General features: G+C 64.2%; 16 protein-coding genes and 1 tRNA gene. 10 read left to right on the top strand and 7 right to left on the bottom strand.

Annotation, left to right across the window (positions count from 1 at the left end; all coding sequences use genetic code 11):
- Positions 1-52: 52 nt before the first annotated feature.
- From mksF to mksB, 3 genes are read right to left on the bottom strand one after another with little or no spacing between them, the layout of a single operon-like run.
- Positions 53-2884, bottom strand: coding sequence for an Mks condensin complex protein MksF (gene mksF, locus CQW31_RS17805; protein WP_054887603.1), 2832 nt, complete (start codon positions 2882-2884; stop codon positions 53-55).
- On the bottom strand, positions 2881-3588 hold the full coding sequence (gene mksE, locus CQW31_RS17800) for an Mks condensin complex protein MksE (protein WP_099815046.1): 708 nt from the start codon (positions 3586-3588) through the stop codon (positions 2881-2883). Before mksE ends, mksF begins: the two co-directional genes overlap by 4 nt.
- Complete coding sequence (gene mksB, locus CQW31_RS17795; protein WP_178075577.1) at positions 3578-4855, bottom strand: Mks condensin complex protein MksB; 1278 nt, start codon at positions 4853-4855, stop codon at positions 3578-3580. The genes mksE and mksB overlap by 11 nt, the downstream gene beginning before the upstream one ends.
- A gap of 243 nt (positions 4856-5098) precedes the next feature.
- On the opposite strand from mksB, the gene CQW31_RS17790 reads away from it, so the two are divergent.
- Positions 5099-5887 carry a hypothetical protein gene (locus CQW31_RS17790; RefSeq protein WP_054887606.1) on the top strand — a complete coding sequence of 263 codons (789 nt, stop codon included), beginning with the start codon at positions 5099-5101 and terminating at the stop codon, positions 5885-5887.
- Positions 5884-6339 (top strand): ribosomal protein S18-alanine N-acetyltransferase, encoded by a 456-nt coding sequence (gene rimI, locus CQW31_RS17785; RefSeq protein ID WP_054887607.1) that lies wholly within the window; start codon positions 5884-5886, stop codon positions 6337-6339. Before CQW31_RS17790 ends, rimI begins: the two co-directional genes overlap by 4 nt.
- Positions 6340-6456: 117 nt before the next feature.
- Here the strand turns inward: rimI and CQW31_RS17775 are convergent, their stop codons facing one another.
- Positions 6457-7614, bottom strand: a complete 1158-nt coding sequence (locus tag CQW31_RS17775) for a hypothetical protein (RefSeq protein ID WP_099815045.1) — start codon at positions 7612-7614, stop codon at positions 6457-6459.
- 67 nt (positions 7615-7681) lie between these two features.
- Between CQW31_RS17775 and CQW31_RS17770 the strand changes: the two genes are divergently transcribed.
- A complete protein-coding gene (locus tag CQW31_RS17770) occupies positions 7682-8266 on the top strand; it encodes a D-Ala-D-Ala carboxypeptidase family metallohydrolase (protein WP_082433696.1) in 585 nt (194 codons plus the stop codon).
- On the opposite strand, the gene CQW31_RS17765 is transcribed toward CQW31_RS17770, so the two are convergent.
- A complete protein-coding gene (locus tag CQW31_RS17765) occupies positions 8206-9120 on the bottom strand; it encodes a LysR substrate-binding domain-containing protein (RefSeq protein ID WP_054887609.1) in 915 nt (304 codons plus the stop codon). The genes CQW31_RS17770 and CQW31_RS17765 overlap by 61 nt on opposite strands.
- Positions 9121-9366: 246 nt before the next feature.
- Between CQW31_RS17765 and CQW31_RS17760 the strand changes: the two genes are divergently transcribed.
- On the top strand, positions 9367-9978 hold the full coding sequence (locus CQW31_RS17760) for a LysE family translocator (protein WP_054887610.1): 612 nt from the start codon (positions 9367-9369) through the stop codon (positions 9976-9978).
- 65 nt (positions 9979-10043) lie between these two features.
- Here the strand turns inward: CQW31_RS17760 and CQW31_RS17755 are convergent.
- Positions 10044-10120: transfer RNA gene (locus tag CQW31_RS17755), tRNA-Met, on the bottom strand.
- 95 nt (positions 10121-10215) lie between these two features.
- Complete coding sequence (locus CQW31_RS17750; RefSeq protein WP_178075576.1) at positions 10216-11148, bottom strand: FecR domain-containing protein; 933 nt, start codon at positions 11146-11148, stop codon at positions 10216-10218.
- A gap of 181 nt (positions 11149-11329) precedes the next feature.
- Between CQW31_RS17750 and CQW31_RS17745 the strand changes: the two genes are divergently transcribed.
- From CQW31_RS17745 to CQW31_RS17725, 6 genes are all read left to right on the top strand, one after another.
- Entirely contained in the window at positions 11330-12541 is a 1212-nt protein-coding gene (locus CQW31_RS17745) for an MFS transporter (RefSeq protein ID WP_054887612.1), read from the top strand.
- A 203-nt stretch (positions 12542-12744) separates the two neighbouring features.
- Entirely contained in the window at positions 12745-12888 is a 144-nt protein-coding gene (locus tag CQW31_RS31335; RefSeq protein WP_177332445.1) for a hypothetical protein, read from the top strand.
- A gap of 88 nt (positions 12889-12976) precedes the next feature.
- Positions 12977-14137, top strand: a complete 1161-nt coding sequence (locus CQW31_RS17740) for an MFS transporter (RefSeq protein ID WP_099815043.1) — start codon at positions 12977-12979, stop codon at positions 14135-14137.
- Between the two features lie 83 nt (positions 14138-14220).
- The gene (locus tag CQW31_RS17735; RefSeq protein ID WP_099815042.1) at positions 14221-14847 is read left to right on the top strand and encodes a DNA-3-methyladenine glycosylase; all 627 of its coding nucleotides are present in this window, start codon (positions 14221-14223) and stop codon (positions 14845-14847) included.
- Between the two features lie 145 nt (positions 14848-14992).
- The gene (gene ada, locus CQW31_RS17730; protein WP_099815041.1) at positions 14993-16045 is read left to right on the top strand and encodes a bifunctional DNA-binding transcriptional regulator/O6-methylguanine-DNA methyltransferase Ada; all 1053 of its coding nucleotides are present in this window, start codon (positions 14993-14995) and stop codon (positions 16043-16045) included.
- A gap of 56 nt (positions 16046-16101) precedes the next feature.
- Positions 16102-18504 carry a DUF3772 domain-containing protein gene (locus CQW31_RS17725; protein WP_099815040.1) on the top strand — a complete coding sequence of 801 codons (2403 nt, stop codon included), beginning with the start codon at positions 16102-16104 and terminating at the stop codon, positions 18502-18504.
- Positions 18505-18948 lie beyond the last annotated feature (444 nt).

The raw sequence follows: 18948 nt of genomic DNA, 5'->3' as shown, positions 1-18948 counted from the left end.
TTGTGGGAGCGGCCTTGTGTCGCGAAAGGGCCGCAATGCGGCCCCAGATTCCTCAGGCCAACTCCTCAGCCTGATCCTCGCGCACGATAGCCTTCACCTCATCCAGCCGGCTGATGTACTTCCAGTCCGCCTCGTCGATGTAGATGCCATTCGGCCCGCTGCCACCTTCCAGGTCGATCGCCACGCGTGCCGACACCTGCGGCTTCACGCTCGCCAGAATCGGCACGAAGCCCAGTTGCAGGCTGGTTTCCAGCAGTGCCGCCTGGTTGCGTTCGTCGATGTCCGCCGCCTCGTCGAGGTAGTACGGCAGGCGAATGCGCCCGGCCAGGTCACGGTCCATCAGGTGCAGCAACAGGTACATGTTGGTCAGCGCCTTGATGGTCATGGTGGTGCCGTTGGATGCCGCGCCGTCGATGTCGGCGTGGATGATCGGTTGGCCGTTGACCTTGGTGATCTCGAACGCAAGCTCGAACAGGTCCTTCAGGCCCAGCTGGTTATGGTTTGCAGCCACCAGCCGCGCCAGGTACTCCTTGGCCTCTTCGTTCTTGTTGTCCTGCTCGGCGCTCTGGGTCAGGTCGAACACCGACAGGGTCTCGCCTTCCTCGTACTGGCCGGCGCTGTGGATGATCTGGTCGATGTGCTTGAGCGCTTCCTTGTTCGGCGCCAGCACTACGCGGAAGCTTTCCAGGTTGGAGACCTGGCGTTTGTTGATCTCGCGGTTGAACAGGGCCAGCTGGTGCTCGAGGCTGTCGTAGTCGCTGCGGATGTTGCGCAGGGTCCGGGCGATGTCGGTGACTGCGGCGCGGCGCGCCTTGGCCAGGGTCAGGGCTTCGTCGGTGCGGTGCGCGTAGGCGTTCACCAGCAGCTGCAGGCGGCGCTCCATGTCGTCTTCGCTGTCGAACTTGGCCACGCCCTTGAGGCGCACCTGGGCATATAGCGCCTCGATCTGGTTGTCGACGCGTTGCAGGGCCTGCCAGCTGTCCTGATAGTCGTTGAGCATCGGCAGCAGGTTTTCCATGGAGTCGTCGACTTCTTCCATGAACGGCGTACCGTAGGGCAGGTCGGCCGGCAGCAGCTGACGGCGGCGCAAGGCGTCTTCCAGGGTGCGCTGCTTGGATTCCAGGTCGCCGATCTGGCGGCCGACCAGCTGCAGCTTGGCCGACAGCTGCTGGACGCGCTCGGTGAAGGCGTCGCTGGAGCGCTTGAGCTCGTCCTGGGCGGCTTCCAGCTGCGCCAGTTGCTCCAGCTTCTCGGGCTCTTCGGCACTCAGGGTTTCGCTGCGGCGGTAGTCTTCAAGGGCCTTCTGGGCGTCCAGCACTTCCTGGTACAGGGCTTCTGTCTGCGCCTTGGAGGCGGTACGGTCGGCGGCGACCTGTTGCTGGGTCTTGAGCTGCTTGAGCTCTTTTTCCAGGCGCTCCTTCTGGTCGCGCAGGGCGGCGCGGTCGGCCAAGGCCTGCAGCGCTGGCGGGTCGATGTTGGAGAGGTCGATGGACAGGCCAGGGGCCTCGAAGCGCTCGCCCTTGAAGCTGTCGAGCACGGCTTCCAGGGACTTCACCCACAGGTCGCTGTCGTCCAGTTCGATGCCGCGCTCGCCCAGCGGCAAGCTGAACAGCGCGCCGTTGAACAGGCGCATCAGGCGGTCGACGTCCTGCTGCGAGAATTCTTCGCGCAGGCGGGCGTAGCTGTTGTTGTCGGCGTGGTCGAGCTGCTGCTTGACCTGCTTGAGGCGTTTTTCCAGGTCGCGCACGCGCTCGTCGAGGTCTTCGGCGCTGAACTGGCGCGACTGCGCCAGGGCGCCGGCCAGTTCGTCGTGGGCGTCCTTGGCGGCCAACAGGCCCTGTTCCAGCACCTTGACGTCATCGACCAGGGCGAAGCGGTGCTTGAGCACCGACAGCTCGCCGAGCCAGCGCTGGATGCCGGTGATTTCACGCTCCAGGCGCATCAGCTCCTGGGTGCCGCCACGCTGGTCGTTCTGCAGGCGGTCCTGCTCGCCACGGTAGTGCTCGGCCTGGATCACCAGCTCTTCCTTGCGCGCCATGGCGTACTCCTGCCAGGTGCCCAGCAGGTTGTCGAGCAGCGGCGAAAGGCGGTGCAGCTTGCCGCGCAGGATGTCGCGCTGGGCCACGCCACCGGCCAGGGCCTCGACCAGCGGGCCGGCTGCGACCAGGGCGTTGTAGTCCTGCTCCATGCGGCGCACGTCGCGGAAGGCTTCTTCACAGGCGGCGATGTAGTCGACGCTGCCCGAACGCAGGCTGTGCTCGAAGGCGTCGAGGAACAGCTGCTTGAGCTTGGCCGCTGTGATCTCGCGCATGTGCAGCAGGTTGATGAACAGTGCGCGGAAGGTTTTCAGGCTCTGCTCGCTGGTGGAGCGCAGCGGGATCAGGGTCAGGTCCAGCGGGCACGAAGTGTGGCCGCCGACCAGCAGCCGGCGCAGTTCGTCGGGCTTGAGCTCATAGGCCTTCAGGCCCAGGCGCTCGAGGTTGGTGAACAGCTCTTTCTGGCGCAGGCAGGTGTCGTTCTTCTGGTAGTGAGCCAGGTCCAGCTCGCCTTTGTAGGCAAAGAACTGATGCCCGAAACCGCCGCCGGGGCCGCGGCCGACCACGCCGATCACGTGCGTGCCGTGGGGCAGGTTCAGTTCGCAGAGGATGTACGAGGTGTCGCTGGCGAAGTAGAACCGGCGCGACTGCTCCAGGCTGTACTTGCCGAAGCTCATGTCGGACATGCGTGCCAGGATCGGGAACTGCAGGGCGTTGATCGACGCCGATTTACCCAGGTTGTTGGCACCATACACCGACAGCGGGTGCTCCAGCGGGAACAGCCCGAGGCTGTAGCCGGCGGTGTTGAGCAGTGCAAAGCGGCGGATGCCGTAGCGTTCCTGGCTCATGCGTCAATCTCCTGTTGCTCTTCGCGGATGGCCCGGGCCAGGGCGTCCTCTTCGCTTTCCTCGCCATCGAATGGGGTGAGGTCGAGCGGGTCGTCGGTGCGGTTGAGTTGTTCCGGGCTTTCTTCCTCGACCAGTACCGGCACCGGCAAGGGCAGGTCGCTGTGCAGGCTGGCGGCCAGGTCGCGGTCCTGCTGCACCGACAGGCACACGTCGAGGAAGCGGTGCATCGGCGGCAGGAAGCGGTAGATGCCGCCTTCTTCGTGGGCGAAGCCGAGCTGGGTCATGCGGCGCATGATCTTTTCTTCCAGCTCGTCGACGGTCTGCACTTCGGCCTGCAGGAACAGGTCGCGGTACTTGTCCAGCAGCGAGGGCAGCTCGTCGCGGCCGATGCTGCCGCCGTCGAGCACGGCCATCGGGTCGCGGCCCTGGTCGGCCAGGTGCTCGACGATGATGAAGGTGAACAGTGACAGGCGCTGGGCAGTCTTGTTGACCTGCGCGGCGGCCTGCTCGGGGACGAAGTAGTAGAAGCCGCGGGTGTCGCACACCAGCTCGAAGCCCAGGGCCTTGAACAGGGTGCGGTACTGGTCCTGGAAGTTCGACAGCTGGGCGTACATTTCAGGGGCGCGGCGGCTGACGTGGAAGCCCTTGAACAGCTCGCGGAAGATCGGCGCGAGCTGGGACAGTTCGGAAAGATCAAGATGCATTGGCTGGGCTCGCGTGGGTTTCAGGTTGCGCTTCGCGGCTGGAGGTCAGGGCGAACGAGCGCAGGCTGACCAGGTGTTCGTGGGTGGTGTACTCGCGCCGTTCCAGGCGTTCGCGCTTGAAGCGCTTCTCCCGCGACAGGCGCGAGAACCAGTACAGCAGTTCGTCGGTGGCGCCTTCGGGTTCCTGATCAAGCAACCAGACCATCAGGTCGGGCAGCGGCAGGGCGTCTTCGCAGCGCTCGAGCATCTCTTTGACCGTGCGTGGCGCACGCGGCAGCGGGCCTTTCTGGGTCTTGTGCGCCTTGGGGAACTTGGCCGGCTTCGGCTCGAAGCGGGCCAGGGCATAGACGTAGGCCTCGACCTGGCTGGCACTGCCGAGGAAGGTGCTCTGCGGGCGGGTGAACAGTGGCATGGCGGCTTGCGGCACGGCATCGATGCCCTTGCGCCGGATCACCGACAGCGCCAGTGCGGCGCCGCGGGTCACGGCGTTGTGCCGGCGCGCTTCTTCACGCAGCGGCAGCAGCAGTTCGCGGGCGTGGCGCAGGGTCAGCTGGGCGCTGGTCTGCATTTCCAGGATGCGCGCGTGGGTGCGCAGCAGCATGTCATCGTCGACCAGATGACCCAGGCGCGCCTGCTCGCCGAGCAGCTTCAGCAGCACGGTCTCGACCTTGCGTACGCCTTGCTCGAACGCGCCGTCGGCGTTCACCAGCTGGATCATCGGCTCGACGTATTCGTCCCAGGTCGCCAGAACTTCGGCGTAGCGCTGGCGCAGCGGGATCTGGCGATTGCTGGTCTTGGCCCGCTCGGCCACGGCAACCAGCGCCTGCTCGTCGTTGTCGAGCTTCTTCAGCACGTCGCGCACGCGCATGTCGAGCAGGCGCAGCTGGCGCGCCAGGTAGTCGCTGTCGCGGTTGTCGAAGGCATCCTGGATATGCCCGGCCAGGCGCTCCAGGTGACGCAGGTAGGCCTCGATCTCCAGGCACAGGCCCAGCCGGTGCTCGCGGCGCAGGTAGGCAAGGAAGTCGTGGATCTGGGCATTGAGCTCGAAGCGGTTCGGGCTTTTGGCCACGGGCACCAGGATGTCCAGGCGGATCCACACGTCGAGCAGCTGGGTGATGTCCTGCGGTGTGCTTTCCACCTGCTGGCGGCTCAGTTGCTGGCGCAGCTCCACCAGGCTCAGGGTGCCCTGGTCGAAACGCTCGCACAGCGGCTCGATCAGGGCCCAGTGTTCGGCTAGGGCGCGCAGGACGCGCTTGGGTTCGATCATTGGCGTCTACTCGTTGCCAAGTAAAAAGGGGGCGATTGTACTTCATCCGAGGGGGAGGATTTCACCCCTTGGTCTGTAATGAGAGATAACCGTTCCACCTGTAAGGCTTTCACCGTCCCTTGTGGGAGCGGGTTCACCCGCGAAGAGGCCGGCACTGGCAGCAAATTTCCGCCGACCAGTTGCAGCACAGCCCGGCCAACAACGTTAGAATGTGCGACGTTTTGAACCCCGGACCCCCGAGCCTTGCTGACCGAACCCCGCCGCCGCGCCTACCTTTCCGCCATGCAAGTGGTGCATTGGCTGCCGCGTGCCGAATTGCCGTTCGCCGCGCCATCGCGAGCCGAGCTGCTGTTGCCGCAGGTGCCGGTAGAGGAAATCGACTTCGAGGTTCGGCCCTCTGCGCCGGCCTCCAGCGAGGCCCCGGCCGCGCCCCAGGCCCGCTCCGGCGAGCGCCCGAAAATCGAGATTCCGCGCCCGGGCAGCACGCCCAAGGCCGCTGCCAGGCCAGTCGAAGCCGAGGAAGAGGCCCCTGCGCCACGTCCGGCCCCGGTGCCACCACCGCGCTTCTCGCTGCAGTTGCTGCGTGCCGGCAGCTGCCTGCTGCTGGTCGAACTGGCTACCGGTCAGCCTTTCCAGAGCCGCGACCCATCCTATCTGTTGCTCAAGGACATGCTGCGTGCCGCCGGCCTGCCCGATGCGCCGCAGATCATCGGCGAGCCGGTGCGCTGGCCGTTGCTGGTGCGGGGCAACATGGACCAGGGCCCGGATGCTGCACGGGATTTTGTCCGGGGCTTCATTCAGGCGCGCCTGGAGCAAAGCCCTTGCAGCGTGCTGTGGCTGATCGGCTTGCCGGCCATGCGTTACGCGGCCAGCGCCGACGAGGCGGCTTATTACCAAGTACTGAAGGTCGATGGCCTGGGTGATGCCTGGGCGTTGCCAGGCCTTGAACTGTTGATGGACGAGCCGCAGCGCAAGGCGGACGTCTGGCAAGCGATGCGCCAGCTGATGGCGCGCTGGAAGAGCGTTGAATGAGTGACTCGATCAGTTTCCGCCTGATGACCGAGGCGGATCTGGATGCCGTGCTTAAGATCGAATATGCCGCGTTCAGTCATCCCTGGACCCGCGGGATTTTCCAGGACGCGCTCAAGTCCTACGAAGTGTGGCTGATGTTCGACGGGCAGCAGCAGGTGGGGCATGGGGTGATCAATGTGATCATTGATGAGGCGCATCTGCTCAACATTACCGTCAAACCCGAGAACCAAGGGCGTGGGCTGGGGCTGAAGCTGCTAGAACACCTGATGGCGCGGGCCTACCAGCTCAATGGTCGTGAGTGCTTCCTCGAGGTACGGGCGAGTAATCAGTCAGCCTATCGCTTGTACGAGCGCTATGGCTTCAATGAGATCGGCCGTCGCCGCGATTACTACCCGGTCGCGGGTGGACGTGAAGATGCGTTGGTGATGGCCTGCACCTTGCTCGAAGACTGAGCAAGCCTGTGCCGGCCTCTTAGCGGGCAAGCCCGCTCTCACAGGTACTGCGCAACATTCGAAATGTGCAGGGTTCCTGTGGGAGCGGGCGAGCCCGCGAAGAGGCCGGAAAGTCGATCACAGTTCCCGCGGCACAACCTCGACCGGCTTGCGCAGGTCCCGCAGGCTTCGGGTCATCTCCCCGGTATTGCACTTCGCGGCTGCCTGCTCTGGTGTGTACTTGCGCACGGTGCGGAAGAACAGCTCACAGGTCTGCTTTTTCTGCGTTACCTGCCACTTGGTCGCGCAGGCATCCAGGGTCATCTTCGGTTCAGCTGCGGGATTACGGCCCATCCCGGCCTGCCAGCAGGCCGCCGTCAAATCCTGGCCCATCATCTTCAGCCCTGCGGCATCGGCCGCATCCTGATTGCCGCCATGGCTGTCCTTGTTTGCCGCATACCAGATCGCGCTTGGGTGGTTGGCACCCAGTACCGGCACGCGCGCACCGGGTTGAGGGCTGATGCTGACCAGGCCCAGTACATCCACCTGCGGCCCGTATTGCTGCTGGACCCAGCTGCGCACTGGTGCGCCGAAGGCGACCATGGGCAGTGGCCGGGTGCCCTGTTGCAGGGTCATTTCCTTGACCATGCGCAGCTGGTAGTCCTTGAAGTAACCATAGGTGTCCGTCAGGGCTGCTCCCGCGCTGGCTGGCGCGGCGATCGGGGCGATGTCGATGATGGTCTGGTAGGCCGGGGTCTGGCCGGCGTCGACGCCGTTGAAGGTCAGCAGTTCGGCCCAGCGGTCGGTCGTGTTGGAACGCAGGTAGTCCTGCGCCTGGGTCAGTGAATAGTCTGGCGGGAAGTGCAGCAGCTCGATGCTGCGGCGATTCTGCAGGGCCATGCCCAGCGGCAGGAACAGATACCAGTCGTAGGACCATTTGCCATCCTTGTTCAGCTGGGTCGCGCCCTTATAGGCCAGCTCGCCACTGTCGAGCAGCTTGCGCAGGGGCTCGGCATAATTGGCGGGCACGTCGCTGATGGTGGCGTGCAGCCGGTCGTGGTCACGGCTGACGTGCACCTGCGCGTTGGCGTGGCCGTCACGGCGTACGCTCTGGGTCAGGTAGTGCTCGACAGTCTGTTCCAGCGTCCAGTCGCGGTAGCAGATCACGTGGCAATTGTTGGGGAAGGCGAACAGGCGGGTAACGCGCTGGGCGTCGCCCAGGTCGATGCGCGCATCCGCCATGGCCAGGCCGCTGAAGGCGAGGGCGGCGAGGCTCGTTGCGGCAGTCTTGTGCATGCTTAACTCCTTGTCAGTGGCCGCCCGATTTGACGGCCGCGCTCATACTGGGGCAGGGAGCATGGGGATGAGAAGAGCGAGCAGGCTGCTATTGGCTGCAGGTGTGCTGTCGAGCACAGGGCTGCTGGCAGACGAGCGCGACGTGTGGATGTTCGCGCAGTGGGCCGGTGATCATCAAACCCGGCCGTTTCGCGAGATGCTGGTGGATGCGCGCCTCTATGGTGTCGTGCCCATTCATCAGCTGCTGCGTTCGGCGTCGGACTGGAAGCAGTGCCATGCCTCGCCGTTTGCGGTGCCGCCTGCCAGTAACTGGCCGGCAGTGCGTTCCACGTTGGCGTTGGTCAATACCCTCGGCGGGCAAGGTATCTTGCGCCAGTTTGAAGTGGTGTCGGCCTATCGCAACCTCGATCTCAATCGCTGCGCGGGCGGCGCCGTGGGCAGTGCCCATACTCGCGCCTTCGCGGTCGATATCCTGCTGCCGGCCTGGGCCGACCCCAATCCACTGTGCCGCTTCTGGCAGCAGCATGGCCAGGCCTGGAACATGGGCCTGGGGCGCTACCCGAGTGGGCGTATCCACATCGATACTGCGGGTTATCGCACCTGGGGTGGTGATGGCGGTTCAAGCTCGTCGTTCTGCAGCAAGCCCAGGTGAGTGAGGCAGGCCTGGCATTCATTCATGACCCATTCGGCGAAACGTTGGCGCTTGCCACCATCGCTCAGTGGCTGCGGGCTGAGCAGGTAATAGGCAGAACCATCGCGCAGGAAGCCGAACGGGGCGTGCAGTTGGCCGCTGTCGAGTTCGTCACGCACCATCAATGCCGAGGCGATGGCCAGGCCCAGGCCGGCGCTGGCGGCCTGTAGCGACAGGTAGAAGTGTTCGAAGTCGCTGCGCTCGCTGTGGGCTGCCTGCCGCTCGCCCAGGCGTAGCCAGGTGGGCCAGGCGTTGGGGCGGGTGCTGCTGTGCAGCAGGCGTTGGCCGTCCAGGTTGTCGCTGTTGGTGCGGCTGACCGGGCCAATCCACTCGTCGCAGATTTTCATGCTGTGCAGCGCCGGTGGCCAATGGAAGTCATCCCGGCGTAGCGCCAGGTCGACTCCGCTCCGGGCAAAGTCCACCGGGCCGCCGGCAGCTACCAGATGCAGTTGCAGGTCCGGGTGCGCGGCATGGAAGCGTGGCAGGCGCGGGATCAGCCAGCGCATGGCGATGGTCGGCTCGCAGGACAGCACCAGCACGTTGTCGCGTTCCTGCTGTTGCAGGCGCTGCACCGCGCCTTCGAGCTGTTCGAAGATCGCCTGGGTGGTGCCGTGCAGTGCCCGGCCGGCGGGGGTGAGGAAGATCGCCCGGTTGCGCCGTTCGAACAGGTCGATGCCCAGGCTTTCCTCGAGCAGGCGTACCTGACGGCTGACGGCGCCGTGGGTGACATGCAGGCGCTCGGCGGCGCGGACGAAGCTTTCCGTTTCGGCGGCAACGTCGAAGTAGCGGAAGGCACTGAGGGCTGGCAGTTTCATGGGGTCCCTGTTTGCCTGTGCCGGCCTCTTCGCGGGCACGCCCGCTCCCACATGTACAGCACAACCCTCAGGCTTGCTGAGGACCCTGTGGGAGCGGGCATGCCCGCGAAGAGGCCGGAACGGGCTTTGGATATCTGTCAGGAAAATTATCAGATCTGCTTCACTTTAAATCGTTTTTTTCCCGCCAGGCAGCTCTCGATAATAGATGCATCTGTGCTTTCTCATCGTCTATCGAGGCCTTTCCCTTTGACCGAACTCATTGCTGTCGCCCTGTTCACTATCTTGGCCGTCATCAGCCCCGGCGCCGACTTCGCCCTGGTCACTCGCAGCAGTTACGCCCAGGGCCGCAAGGCTGGGCTGGCCGCTGCAGTGGGGATTGCCCTGGGTGTGCAGGTGCATGTGCTGTACACCGTGCTGGGGATCGCCGTGGTCATCAGCCAGAGCCCGGCGCTGTTTCTGACCATGAAAGTGCTCGGTGCGGGCTATCTGATCTACCTGGGCTATCAGTCGTTGACCAATACCGGTCGTGTCAGCCTGGAAGGGGAGGTGGCGCAATCCGGCGTGCTGGCTGCGTTGCGCACAGGCTTCATGACCAATGCCCTCAACCCCAAGACCATGCTCTTCGTCGTCAGTGCCTACACCCAGGTGGTGCGGCCGGGCAGTTCATTGGGCGTGGATTTCGCCTACGGGGCATTCATGTCGTTCGCTCACTGGGCCTGGTTCAGCCTGGTGGCGTTGTTCTTTTCCCGTGCGGGGTTGCGTGCGCTGATGATCGCAAGGCAGCGTCTGGTAGACCGCATGATCGGTGTTGCGCTGATCGGCCTGGGGTTGGCCGTGGCGGTCGCCGGGGTGCGTTGATAAGGCGGGACTTTTTTGCAGGCAAAGAAAAAGGGCCTACCTTGCGGTAAGCCCTTTGACTTGTTTGGTGGCTACACAGGGACTTGAACCCCGGACCCCAGCATTATGAATGCTATGCTCTAACCAACTGAGCTATGTAGCCGATGGGGCGCATTATTCCCTTGTGATGGACCTGTGTCAACACTCATTTCAAAAAAAATTGCACACCTTTCAAAAACTTAGCGACCTACCCCGGTTTCAGCGAACGATCAGCCACTGCCCGAGCACCCCGTACAGCTGCAAATGCTGCTCGGCAGCCAGTGCCGCCAGGGTTTCGCTTGGGCGGTCGAGGTTGAAGTCGCCACTTACCCGTCGATAGGCGGTCTGCTCATCCATCAGCCAGACCCGGCGGCCCTGATAGCTGGCCAGGCGCTCAATGACCTGCCCCAGGGGCATGTCGCTGGCGCGGAGGTGGCCGCTGCGCCAGGCATCCGCCGTCTTCACGTCGGCTTTCTGTACCGGGTTGATCCGTGCCTCGCTGAAGGTCACTCGTTCTCCTGCCGACACCATGCGCTGGTCGCCGCCCTGGATGACCATGGCCTTGCCATTGAGCACCACCAGTTCATCTTGATCGGCATGGCGCGACACCATCAGGCGGGTGCCGTAAACCTGGATACGGGTATCGTCTACCTGAAGCTCCATGGCGCGGCCATCGAGCATCACCTCCAGGTACACCTGGCCTTGCACCAGGTGCAATTGGCGCGTGCGCCCGCGCAGGTCGACGTTCACCGCGCTGGCGCTGTCCAGGTGCAACGTTGAACCGTCAGCCAGGCGCACGCTGCGCCGCTCACCCACATCAGTAGCCAGTTCGCTGGCCAGGCGTTGCATCAGCGGCCAGTAAAGATAGGCAACAGCGCCGAGCAACAGCAGGAACAGCACGGCCAATACCTTGCCCAGGTAGCTACGGCGGACCTTGAGCAAACGCGGCCGTGGCCGGGCGGGGGGCACCTGAAGTTGCTGCCAGCACGCTTCCAGTTCGGCGTAGGCGTGCGCATTACGCGGCTCCTGGCACCAACGGCCGAATGCCTGGCGTTCGCCTTCATCACAGCCGGGCTGGCGCAGGCGGGAAAACCACTCCAGCGCTTCCTGCTGAGGATCGGCCTGAATCTGCGTGGCGGGCATCGGGCTCATGGGTCGGTGTGCTCGCGTGAGGGCGGTTTCGCCCAACGATTACGGGGGAAGGTAGGTTGAAGATGCTAAATATATTGAGAACCATTTACAAGTACGCGTAGCGGGTTAAACAAAAAGGTAGCTATGTATCTATTTGTTTCCCGATAATCGGATCCCAAACCTGCGGACGGAATTCAAGCTCATGGCCATCAGCAGCACCCCCACCGCCAGCACCGGTTCGGCAAACCAAGCCAATCCGCTGGTGATGCGCATCATCGCCTTCTGCGCCCTGGCGCACCTGGTCAACGACCTCATTCAGTCGGTGCTGCCGGCGATCTACCCGATGCTCAAGGCCAACTACGACCTGAGCTTCGCCCAGATCGGCATGATCACCTTGACCTTCCAGATCACCGCCTCGCTGCTGCAACCGTGGGTCGGCTTCTTCACCGACCGCAGGCCGACGCCAAACCTGTTGCCGCTGGGCACCCTGTGCACTTTGGTGGGGATCGTCATGCTGGCCTTCGTCGGCAGCTTCCCGATGATTCTGCTGGCTTCGGCACTGGTCGGCATCGGTTCGTCGACCTTCCACCCGGAGACCTCGCGGATCGCGCGGCTGGCCTCGGGTGGCCGTTTCGGCCTGGCGCAGTCGACTTTCCAGGTTGGCGGTAACACCGGTTCTGCCTTCGGCCCGTTGCTGGCGGCGGCGATCGTGATTCCGTTCGGCCAGACCCATGTGGCCTGGTTCGGCGTGGCGGCGCTGTTCTTCTTTGCCGTGACCCTGATGCTGCGCCGCTGGTACAAGGAGCACCTGAACCAGGCCAAGGCGCGCAAGGCGGTGCAGGCCACCCACGGCATCTCTCGCGGGCGGGTGATCGCGGCGCTGGTGGTGCTCGGGCTGCTGGTGTTTTCCAAGTACTTCTACATGGCCAGCTTCACCAGTTACTTCACCTTCTACCTGATCGAGAAGTTCAGCCTGTCGGTGGCCAGCTCGCAGCTGCACCTGTTCTTGTTCCTTGGCGCGGTGGCGGCGGGGACTTTCTTCGGCGGGCCGATCGGTGACCGCATCGGGCGCAAGGCGGTGATCTGGTTCTCGATTCTTGGCGTGGCGCCGTTCACCCTGGCGCTGCCGTATGCCGACCTGTTCTGGACCACGGTGCTCAGCGTGGTGATCGGTTTCATCCTGGCCTCGGCGTTTTCCGCGATCGTGGTGTATGCCCAGGAGCTGGTGCCGGGCAGCGTGGGCATGATTGCCGGGGTGTTCTTCGGGTTGATGTTCGGCTTTGGTGGCATTGGTGCGGCGCTTTTGGGGTACCTGGCTGATTTGCGCGGGATCGAGTATGTGTATGGGTTGTGCTCGTTCTTGCCATTGTTCGGCTTGTTGGCGGTGTTTCTGCCAAATACCGGTAAGCGCTGACATCGCCGGGGCTGCTTTGCAGCCCTTTCGCGACACAAGGCCGCTCCCACAGGGATTGCACATCGCCAGGCTGACACTATCCATGTGGGAGCGGCCTTGTGTCGCGAAAGGGCCTCGCAGAGGCCCCCGGGCAATTGACGATAAGGTCAGGCTTGGCCTAGAGTGCCGCCTCTCTTTTCAACACCTGCGTAGTAGCCACAGCAATGCGCCGTACCCAATCCCTCCCACACGCCCGCCAGCCTGCCCTCCAGGCCATGCGTCGTGCGTGGCCGAGCGATACGGTGCTCAAGCGTCGCCGCAGTGTGCTGTTCGCCTTCACCTTCTCGCCACATCCAGCCCTGAACTGACACCCAGCGCCTCTGCGTGGTCCGCCTTCCCGGCGAGCGTATGGGCGCCTGTATCTGCACGTCTTTTCAGTTTTGCCTGGAGTGGTACATGAACATGCGTTTGCTGGCGGGCCTTCTGTTCGCCGTATCGGTAGTGGGCTTCAGCCTGGGGGCCAGCTTGCCGCTGGTGTCGTTGCGCCTGCACGAGGCCGGGGCCGGAACCTTGGAAATCGGCATCATCTCGGCCATCCCGGCTGCGGGCATGATGCTTTCGGCGTTCATGGTCGATGCCTGCTGCCGGCACCTCACCCGGCGCACCATCTACCTGCTGTGCTTCAGCCTGTGCACCGTGAGCATCGCCCTGCTTGATTCGGCGTTCGATACGCTGTGGATGCTGGCCGTGCTGCGCCTGGGCCTGGGCATTGGCATGGGCATCGCGATCATCCTCGGCGAGTCCTGGGTCAACGAGCTGTGCCCGGACCACAACCGCGGCAAGATCATGGCCCTGTACGCCACCAGCTTCACCGGTTTCCAGGTACTTGGCCCGGCACTGATCGCGTTGATTGGCGCCGATAGCCCCTGGATCATTGGCGTGGTCACCATTGGCTATGGCCTGGCCTTGCTGTGCATTTTGCTGACCGTGCCCAACGACCATGTCGAACATGGCGACGAGGGCGAGAAGAGCTTCGGCCTGGCCGGCTTCTTCCGTGTGGCGCCGGCGCTGTGCGTGGCGGTGCTGTTCTTCTCGTTCTTCGATGCCGTGGTGCTGTCGCTGTTGCCGGTGTACGCCAGCAGCCATGGTTTTGCCGTGGCTGTGGCGGCGCTGATGGTGACCGTGGTGTTTGCCGGCGACATGGTGTTCCAGCTGCCGTTGGGCTGGCTGGCCGACCGCGTCGAGCGCACCGGGCTGCACCTGTTGTGCGGGCTGGTGGCGATGGCCATCGGCATCGCCCTGCCATGGCTGCTGCAGGTGACTTGGCTGCTGTGGCCGATGCTGGTGCTGCTGGGCGCGGTGGCGGGCGGTATCTACACCCTGGCGCTGGTGCTGATCGGGCAACGCTTCAAAGGGCAGGACCTGGTCACGGCAAATGCCAGCGTGGGCCTGTTGTGGGGCGTCGGCAGCCTGGTCGGGCCGCTGGTGAGCGGGGCGGCGATGGATGTGGCGCCGCATGGGCTGCCGATGGCACTGGCACTGATGGCAGGGCTGTTCGTGTGCTGTGCCCGGCAATCGTACCGCCGGGTGGGAAAGTTGCGCGCCGTTGCTGAGTGAAGAATTGGTGGCGCAAGATCCGGCGTTTGCCCGATCAGCAGCTGGGCTAAGCTGGACCTGCCTTGAAGCCACAGGAGCTACGGATGATTCTCGCCGACCTTTCTCCCGCCGCCTACCGTGAAGCCACCGACTACCTGGCAGCGCTGGACCCTGACTGGGCGCGGCATATCGAGGTGACCGGGCCCTGCCTGCACCAGGCAACGCCAGGGCGCGAACCTTATGAAGCGTTGGTGCGGGCGATTGCCTATCAGCAGTTGCATGCGCGGGCGGCCGAGGCGATCCTCGGGAGGTTGCTGGCGCTGTTTCCCGGGCAGGCGTTTCCGGCGCCGGAACGATTGCTGGCGGTCAGCCCCGAGATGATGCGCGGTTGCGGCTTTTCGGCGAGCAAGCTGGCGACCATCCAGGGTATCGCCCAGGCCAGCCTGGAGGGCGTGGTGCCCAGTCGTGAGGAGGCCTTGGGCTTATCGGACGATGCATTGATCCAGCGGCTCATCGCTTTGCGTGGCGTCGGGCGCTGGACCGTGGAGATGCTGTTGATCTACAGCCTGGAGCGCTCGGATATCCTGCCGGTTGACGATTTTGGCGTGCGCGAGGGGTATCGTCGGCTCAAGGGGCTGGAAAAGGCACCGACCCCGGCGCAGATGCGCTCACTGGGTGGTGGCTGGAGCCCATACAGGACTGTGGCGGCCTGGTACTTGTGGCGGGCCTGATGTTTTTGCAGTGGCTTTGCCGGCCCTTTCGCGGGCATGCCCGCACAGGTACTGCGTTGGACTCGGGCATGGCGCGATCCCTGTGGGAGCGTGCGTGCACGCGAAGAGGCCGGAACAGACCAGACAGATAGCCGAGGTTGACCGGATGAATGCCTTCACCACTGACACCCAGCGCTGGCAAGCCGTCGAGTCCCGTGACCCCTCTGCCGCCGGCCACTTCGTCTACGCCGTGCGCACCACTGGCGTGTACTGCCACCCCGGCTGCAGATCGCGCATGGCCAAGCGCGACAACGTCGAGTTCTTCAATGATGCCGCCAGCGCCGAAGCCGCCGGCTACCGTGCCTGCCGCCGCTGCATGGCCAAGCCGGGCGAAAGCCGTCGCGCTGACCTGATTGCCCGCGCCTGCCGCCTGTTGGAAAGCAGCGATACCCCGCCCGGCCTCGACCAGCTCGGCGCGCAACTGGCCGTAAGCCCCTTCCATCTGCACCGTCTGTTCAAGGCCGAAACCGGCCTCACCCCCAAGGCCTATGCCAGCGCCTTCCGCGCCAGGCGCCTGCGCGAGCGGCTGGGCGACGGGCAACGTACGGTGACCGATGCGATCTACGACGCCGGCTACAACTCCAACAGCCGTTTCTACGAAAGCGCTGGCCAGCGCCTGGGCATGCGCCCCCGCGAGTACCGGGCAGGCGGCGCCGGAGCGACTATCCACTTCGCCATCGGTCAGTGCTTCCTCGGGGCGATTCTGGTGGCCCAGAGCGAGAAGGGCATTTGCGCGATCCTCCTGGGTGATGACCCCGAGGCGTTGCTCGAGCAGTTGGAAAATCAGTTCCCCAAAGCCCGCCTCATCGGTGGCGATTCCGGCTACGAGCGGCTGGTCGCCGAAGTGGTCGGCTTTGTCGAAGCGCCGGCGCTGGGGCTGGGGCTGCCCCTGGATGTGCAAGGTACCGCCTTTCAGGAGCGGGTCTGGCAGGCCTTGCGCGAGGTGCCGGTGGGCGGCCGGGTCAGCTATACCGAGATCGCCGAACGCATCGGCGCACCCAAGGCTGTGCGGGCCGTGGCCATGGCCTGTGCGGCCAATCACATCGCCGTAGCCATCCCTTGCCACCGTGTGGTTCGCCGTGACGGTGACATCAGCGGCTATCGTTGGGGGGTTGAGCGCAAACGGCAACTGCTGGCGCGAGAAACGGCACTCTCCTGATTGCCGGAAGCCGCGTAGAATCCCCCGCCAGTTCGATGTGTAAAGAGGAACATTCGATGAGGCTTGTCAGCCTTGCCCGATTCTACCTAGGCGTCATGGCGCTGCTGCTGTCGCTGACCACGCCGGCCTGGTCGGCACCGGCCACGCCGGTTTCCAGCCTGGCAGCGGCGGAAGTACCGGTGCTGGACGAAAATGCCAGCTATGAGCAACTGAGCGATCGGCTCGACCAGATCCGCCAGGGCGTTACCAGCAATGCCAACGATGACCTGCTGTCGCAGTTGCGCCTGTCCGCCGTGCAGGTACAACGCCAGGCCGAAGCGTTGAGTGCCTTGCGCACCGCAGATGTGGAAAAGCTCGACGACAAGCTCAAGGTGCTCGGCCCGGTGCAGCCGGAAGAAGCCGAAGTGCTGTCCCGTCAGCGCCAGCAGCTGGCTAACGAGAAAAAGGCGTTGGTTGCCGAGCAGGAACAGGCGGCCAAGTTGACTCAATCGGCCCGCGACCTGTCCACGCAAATCGTCAACCTGCGCCGTAGCCAGTTCAACTCGCAAATCCTCAGCCGAGCCACGACGCCGTTGAGCCCGGCGTTCTGGCAGAGCCTTATCCGCCCCACCTCGGACGACGTAGCGCGCTTGCGCGATCTGCGCGAGGAGGCCACCGATGCTGTCGGCAGTGCCTTGAGTGCCGAACATCGCTGGTTCTTCATCAGCAGCCTGGTGGCGGCGATCCTGGTATGGACTGTGGTGCGCGGGCTGTTGGAGCGTATGCTGGCCAGCATCATGGTGCACCGCCTGCCAGAAGGCCGCTTGCGGCGCAGCGCCCTGGCCCTGAGCGTGAGCCTGGCTACCCTGGGCACCATCTCCGGTTCCGTTTCGCTGCTGCGCTGGGGCCTGGAAAGCAGCTCGGAGCTTGGCTCCGACGTCGCCAGCCTGACCAATCACTTCCTCACCCTGGTGGTGTTCAGCGCCTTCATCACTGGCCTGGGCCGCGCCATGCTGATGCTGCAGCGTCCGTCCTGGCGGCTGCCGCCGATTCACGACGAAGTGGCCAGCGCGCTGGGCTGGTTCCCCAAGCTGCTGGCGCTGGCGCTGATGGTCATGTTGACCATGGAGCGCATCAACAGCGTGATCGGCACCAGCCTGGCGCTGACCGTGGCCACCAATGGCCTGACCGCGCTGGTGGTGGCAGTGATCTTCACGGTGGCGCTGCTGCGCTACCGCCGCACCCTGAGAAAGCACAACCTGGAGCGCCCGACGGGCTGGGCCGGGCTGATCCCGTTCGTGACCGTGGTGTGGGTCGGGCTGATCGTGCTGGCGCTGCTCGCTGGCTACCTGACCCTGGCCTACTTCCTTACGGCCAAGCTGCTGTGGATCAGCGTGGTGGCGGTGTGTGCCTACCTGCTCACCACGTTCCTCAGCGACCTCTGCGAAGCCCTGCTGTCGCCCCGCCAACCGGGCGGTCTGGCACTCGCCTCGACCTTGGGCCTGGCGCCACGCCACCAGGCCCAGGCCAGCACCATCCTGGTCGGTATCAGCCGTACGGTGCTGCTGTTCCTGGCCATCTTGCTGGCGTTGATGCCGTCGGGCACCAGCCCCGGCGAGCTGTTGCTGAGCCTGGGTGACTGGGACGGCACCGGTGGCAAGTTGCTCGGCAACCTCAACATCGTGCCGCAGGACATCCTGCTGGCGCTGCTGATCTTCTTCGGCGGCCTGTTCGCCATCCGCGTAGTGAAGCGCTGGCTGAGCGAGCGACTGCTGCCGGAAACCGACATGGACGCCGGCATGCGCGCCTCGCTGGTGACCTTGGTCGGTTACCTCGGCTTCATATTCCTGGCCATGCTGGTGATGTCGACCTTGCACATCAACCTGACCAGCCTGACCTGGGTGGTCAGTGCGCTGTCGGTCGGTATCGGCTTCGGCTTGCAGCAGATCGTGCAGAACTTCATCTCCGGCCTGATCCTGCTCACCGAACGCCCGGTCAAGGTGGGCGACTGGGTGAGCCTGGCCGGGGTCGAAGGCGATATCCGCCGGATCAACGTGCGCGCCACCGAGATCCAGATGTCTGACCGTTCCACGGTGATCGTGCCCAACTCGCAGTTCATCTCGCAGAACGTGCGCAACGTGACCATGGGCAATGCCCTGGGCGTAGTGGGCATCACCCTGACCTTGCCGCTGGAGACCGATGCCAACCTTGTACGTGATCTGCTGCTGGCGGCCTATCGCGAGCATGAGGCAATCCTCGATGCGCCTGCCTGCTCGGTGACCTTCAAGGACCTGACCTCTGCGGGCATGGTCATTGGCGTGAGTGGTTATGTGGCAGGGCCACGGCAGGTGTCGGGAACCCGCAGCGACTTGCTGTTCACCATTCTTGGCCGTTTGCGCGATGAAGGTATTGCCCTGTCTTCGCCGCAGAGCATGGTGCTGGTGCAGGAAGGCTCGCGTCCGGCCGACGAGTCGGTGTAAGGGCCTTTGCGGGGCAAGTTGGATCGCCGCTCTCAAAGAACTGCACATGACTCTTCGAGTCAGCAGGGTCCTCTGTGGGAGCGGGCGAGCCCGCGAAGGGCTGCAAAGCAGCCCCGTTTCATCCTCCTGAGGATTTTTAGTGCCAGCGCGTTGGCCTTGCCAGCAGCTTCCTTCTTACGCGGGAATGTTTGGGGATGCATGGCTGGGGATTGGGGGAGGGCCACCATGTGTTCGCCATGAAAAGTTCAGCGCCTGTGAGATCGAGCGCCGCCCGCGCGGCGCATCGCGGGCAAGCCCGCTCCCACATCTGCTTCGGGCCAATCTCTCCTATGAAGCCAACAGGGACCGCCTTGTTTGTTCCCTTCGATATTGAGGTGGGCGCAACTGCTTTTCATCGATCTAATGTCATGCACCAAGGCGGGTCCTGTTGGCGGGACAGGAGTA

This window comes from Pseudomonas sp. 382 (assembly GCF_002759075.1).
Taxonomy (GTDB): Bacteria; Pseudomonadota; Gammaproteobacteria; order Pseudomonadales; family Pseudomonadaceae; genus Aquipseudomonas; species Aquipseudomonas vlassakiae.
The sequence above is the reverse complement of the archived record's forward strand: the minus strand, read 5'-3'. Positions and strand labels throughout refer to the sequence as shown.

What these genes read in the sequence shown, in the direction of transcription:
- mksF (WP_054887603.1), bottom strand. Translation starts at nt 2,884, where the DNA reads ATGAGCCAGGAACGCTACGGCATCCGCCGCTTTGCACTGCTCAACACC.
- mksE (WP_099815046.1), bottom strand. Translation starts at nt 3,588, where the DNA reads ATGCATCTTGATCTTTCCGAACTGTCCCAGCTCGCGCCGATCTTCCGC.
- CQW31_RS17765 (WP_054887609.1), bottom strand. Translation starts at nt 9,120, where the DNA reads ATGAAACTGCCAGCCCTCAGTGCCTTCCGCTACTTCGACGTTGCCGCC.
- CQW31_RS17750 (WP_178075576.1), bottom strand. Translation starts at nt 11,148, where the DNA reads ATGAGCCCGATGCCCGCCACGCAGATTCAGGCCGATCCTCAGCAGGAA.
- rimI (WP_054887607.1), top strand. Translation starts at nt 5,884, where the DNA reads ATGAGTGACTCGATCAGTTTCCGCCTGATGACCGAGGCGGATCTGGAT.
- CQW31_RS17735 (WP_099815042.1), top strand. Translation starts at nt 14,221, where the DNA reads ATGATTCTCGCCGACCTTTCTCCCGCCGCCTACCGTGAAGCCACCGAC.
- CQW31_RS17770 (WP_082433696.1), top strand. Translation starts at nt 7,682, where the DNA reads ATGAGAAGAGCGAGCAGGCTGCTATTGGCTGCAGGTGTGCTGTCGAGC.
- CQW31_RS31335 (WP_177332445.1), top strand. Translation starts at nt 12,745, where the DNA reads ATGCGCCGTACCCAATCCCTCCCACACGCCCGCCAGCCTGCCCTCCAG.
- CQW31_RS17775 (WP_099815045.1), bottom strand. Translation starts at nt 7,614, where the DNA reads ATGCACAAGACTGCCGCAACGAGCCTCGCCGCCCTCGCCTTCAGCGGC.
- mksB (WP_178075577.1), bottom strand. Translation starts at nt 4,855, where the DNA reads ATGATCGAACCCAAGCGCGTCCTGCGCGCCCTAGCCGAACACTGGGCC.
- CQW31_RS17740 (WP_099815043.1), top strand. Translation starts at nt 12,977, where the DNA reads ATGAACATGCGTTTGCTGGCGGGCCTTCTGTTCGCCGTATCGGTAGTG.
- CQW31_RS17745 (WP_054887612.1), top strand. Translation starts at nt 11,330, where the DNA reads ATGGCCATCAGCAGCACCCCCACCGCCAGCACCGGTTCGGCAAACCAA.
- CQW31_RS17725 (WP_099815040.1), top strand. Translation starts at nt 16,102, where the DNA reads ATGAGGCTTGTCAGCCTTGCCCGATTCTACCTAGGCGTCATGGCGCTG.
- ada (WP_099815041.1), top strand. Translation starts at nt 14,993, where the DNA reads ATGAATGCCTTCACCACTGACACCCAGCGCTGGCAAGCCGTCGAGTCC.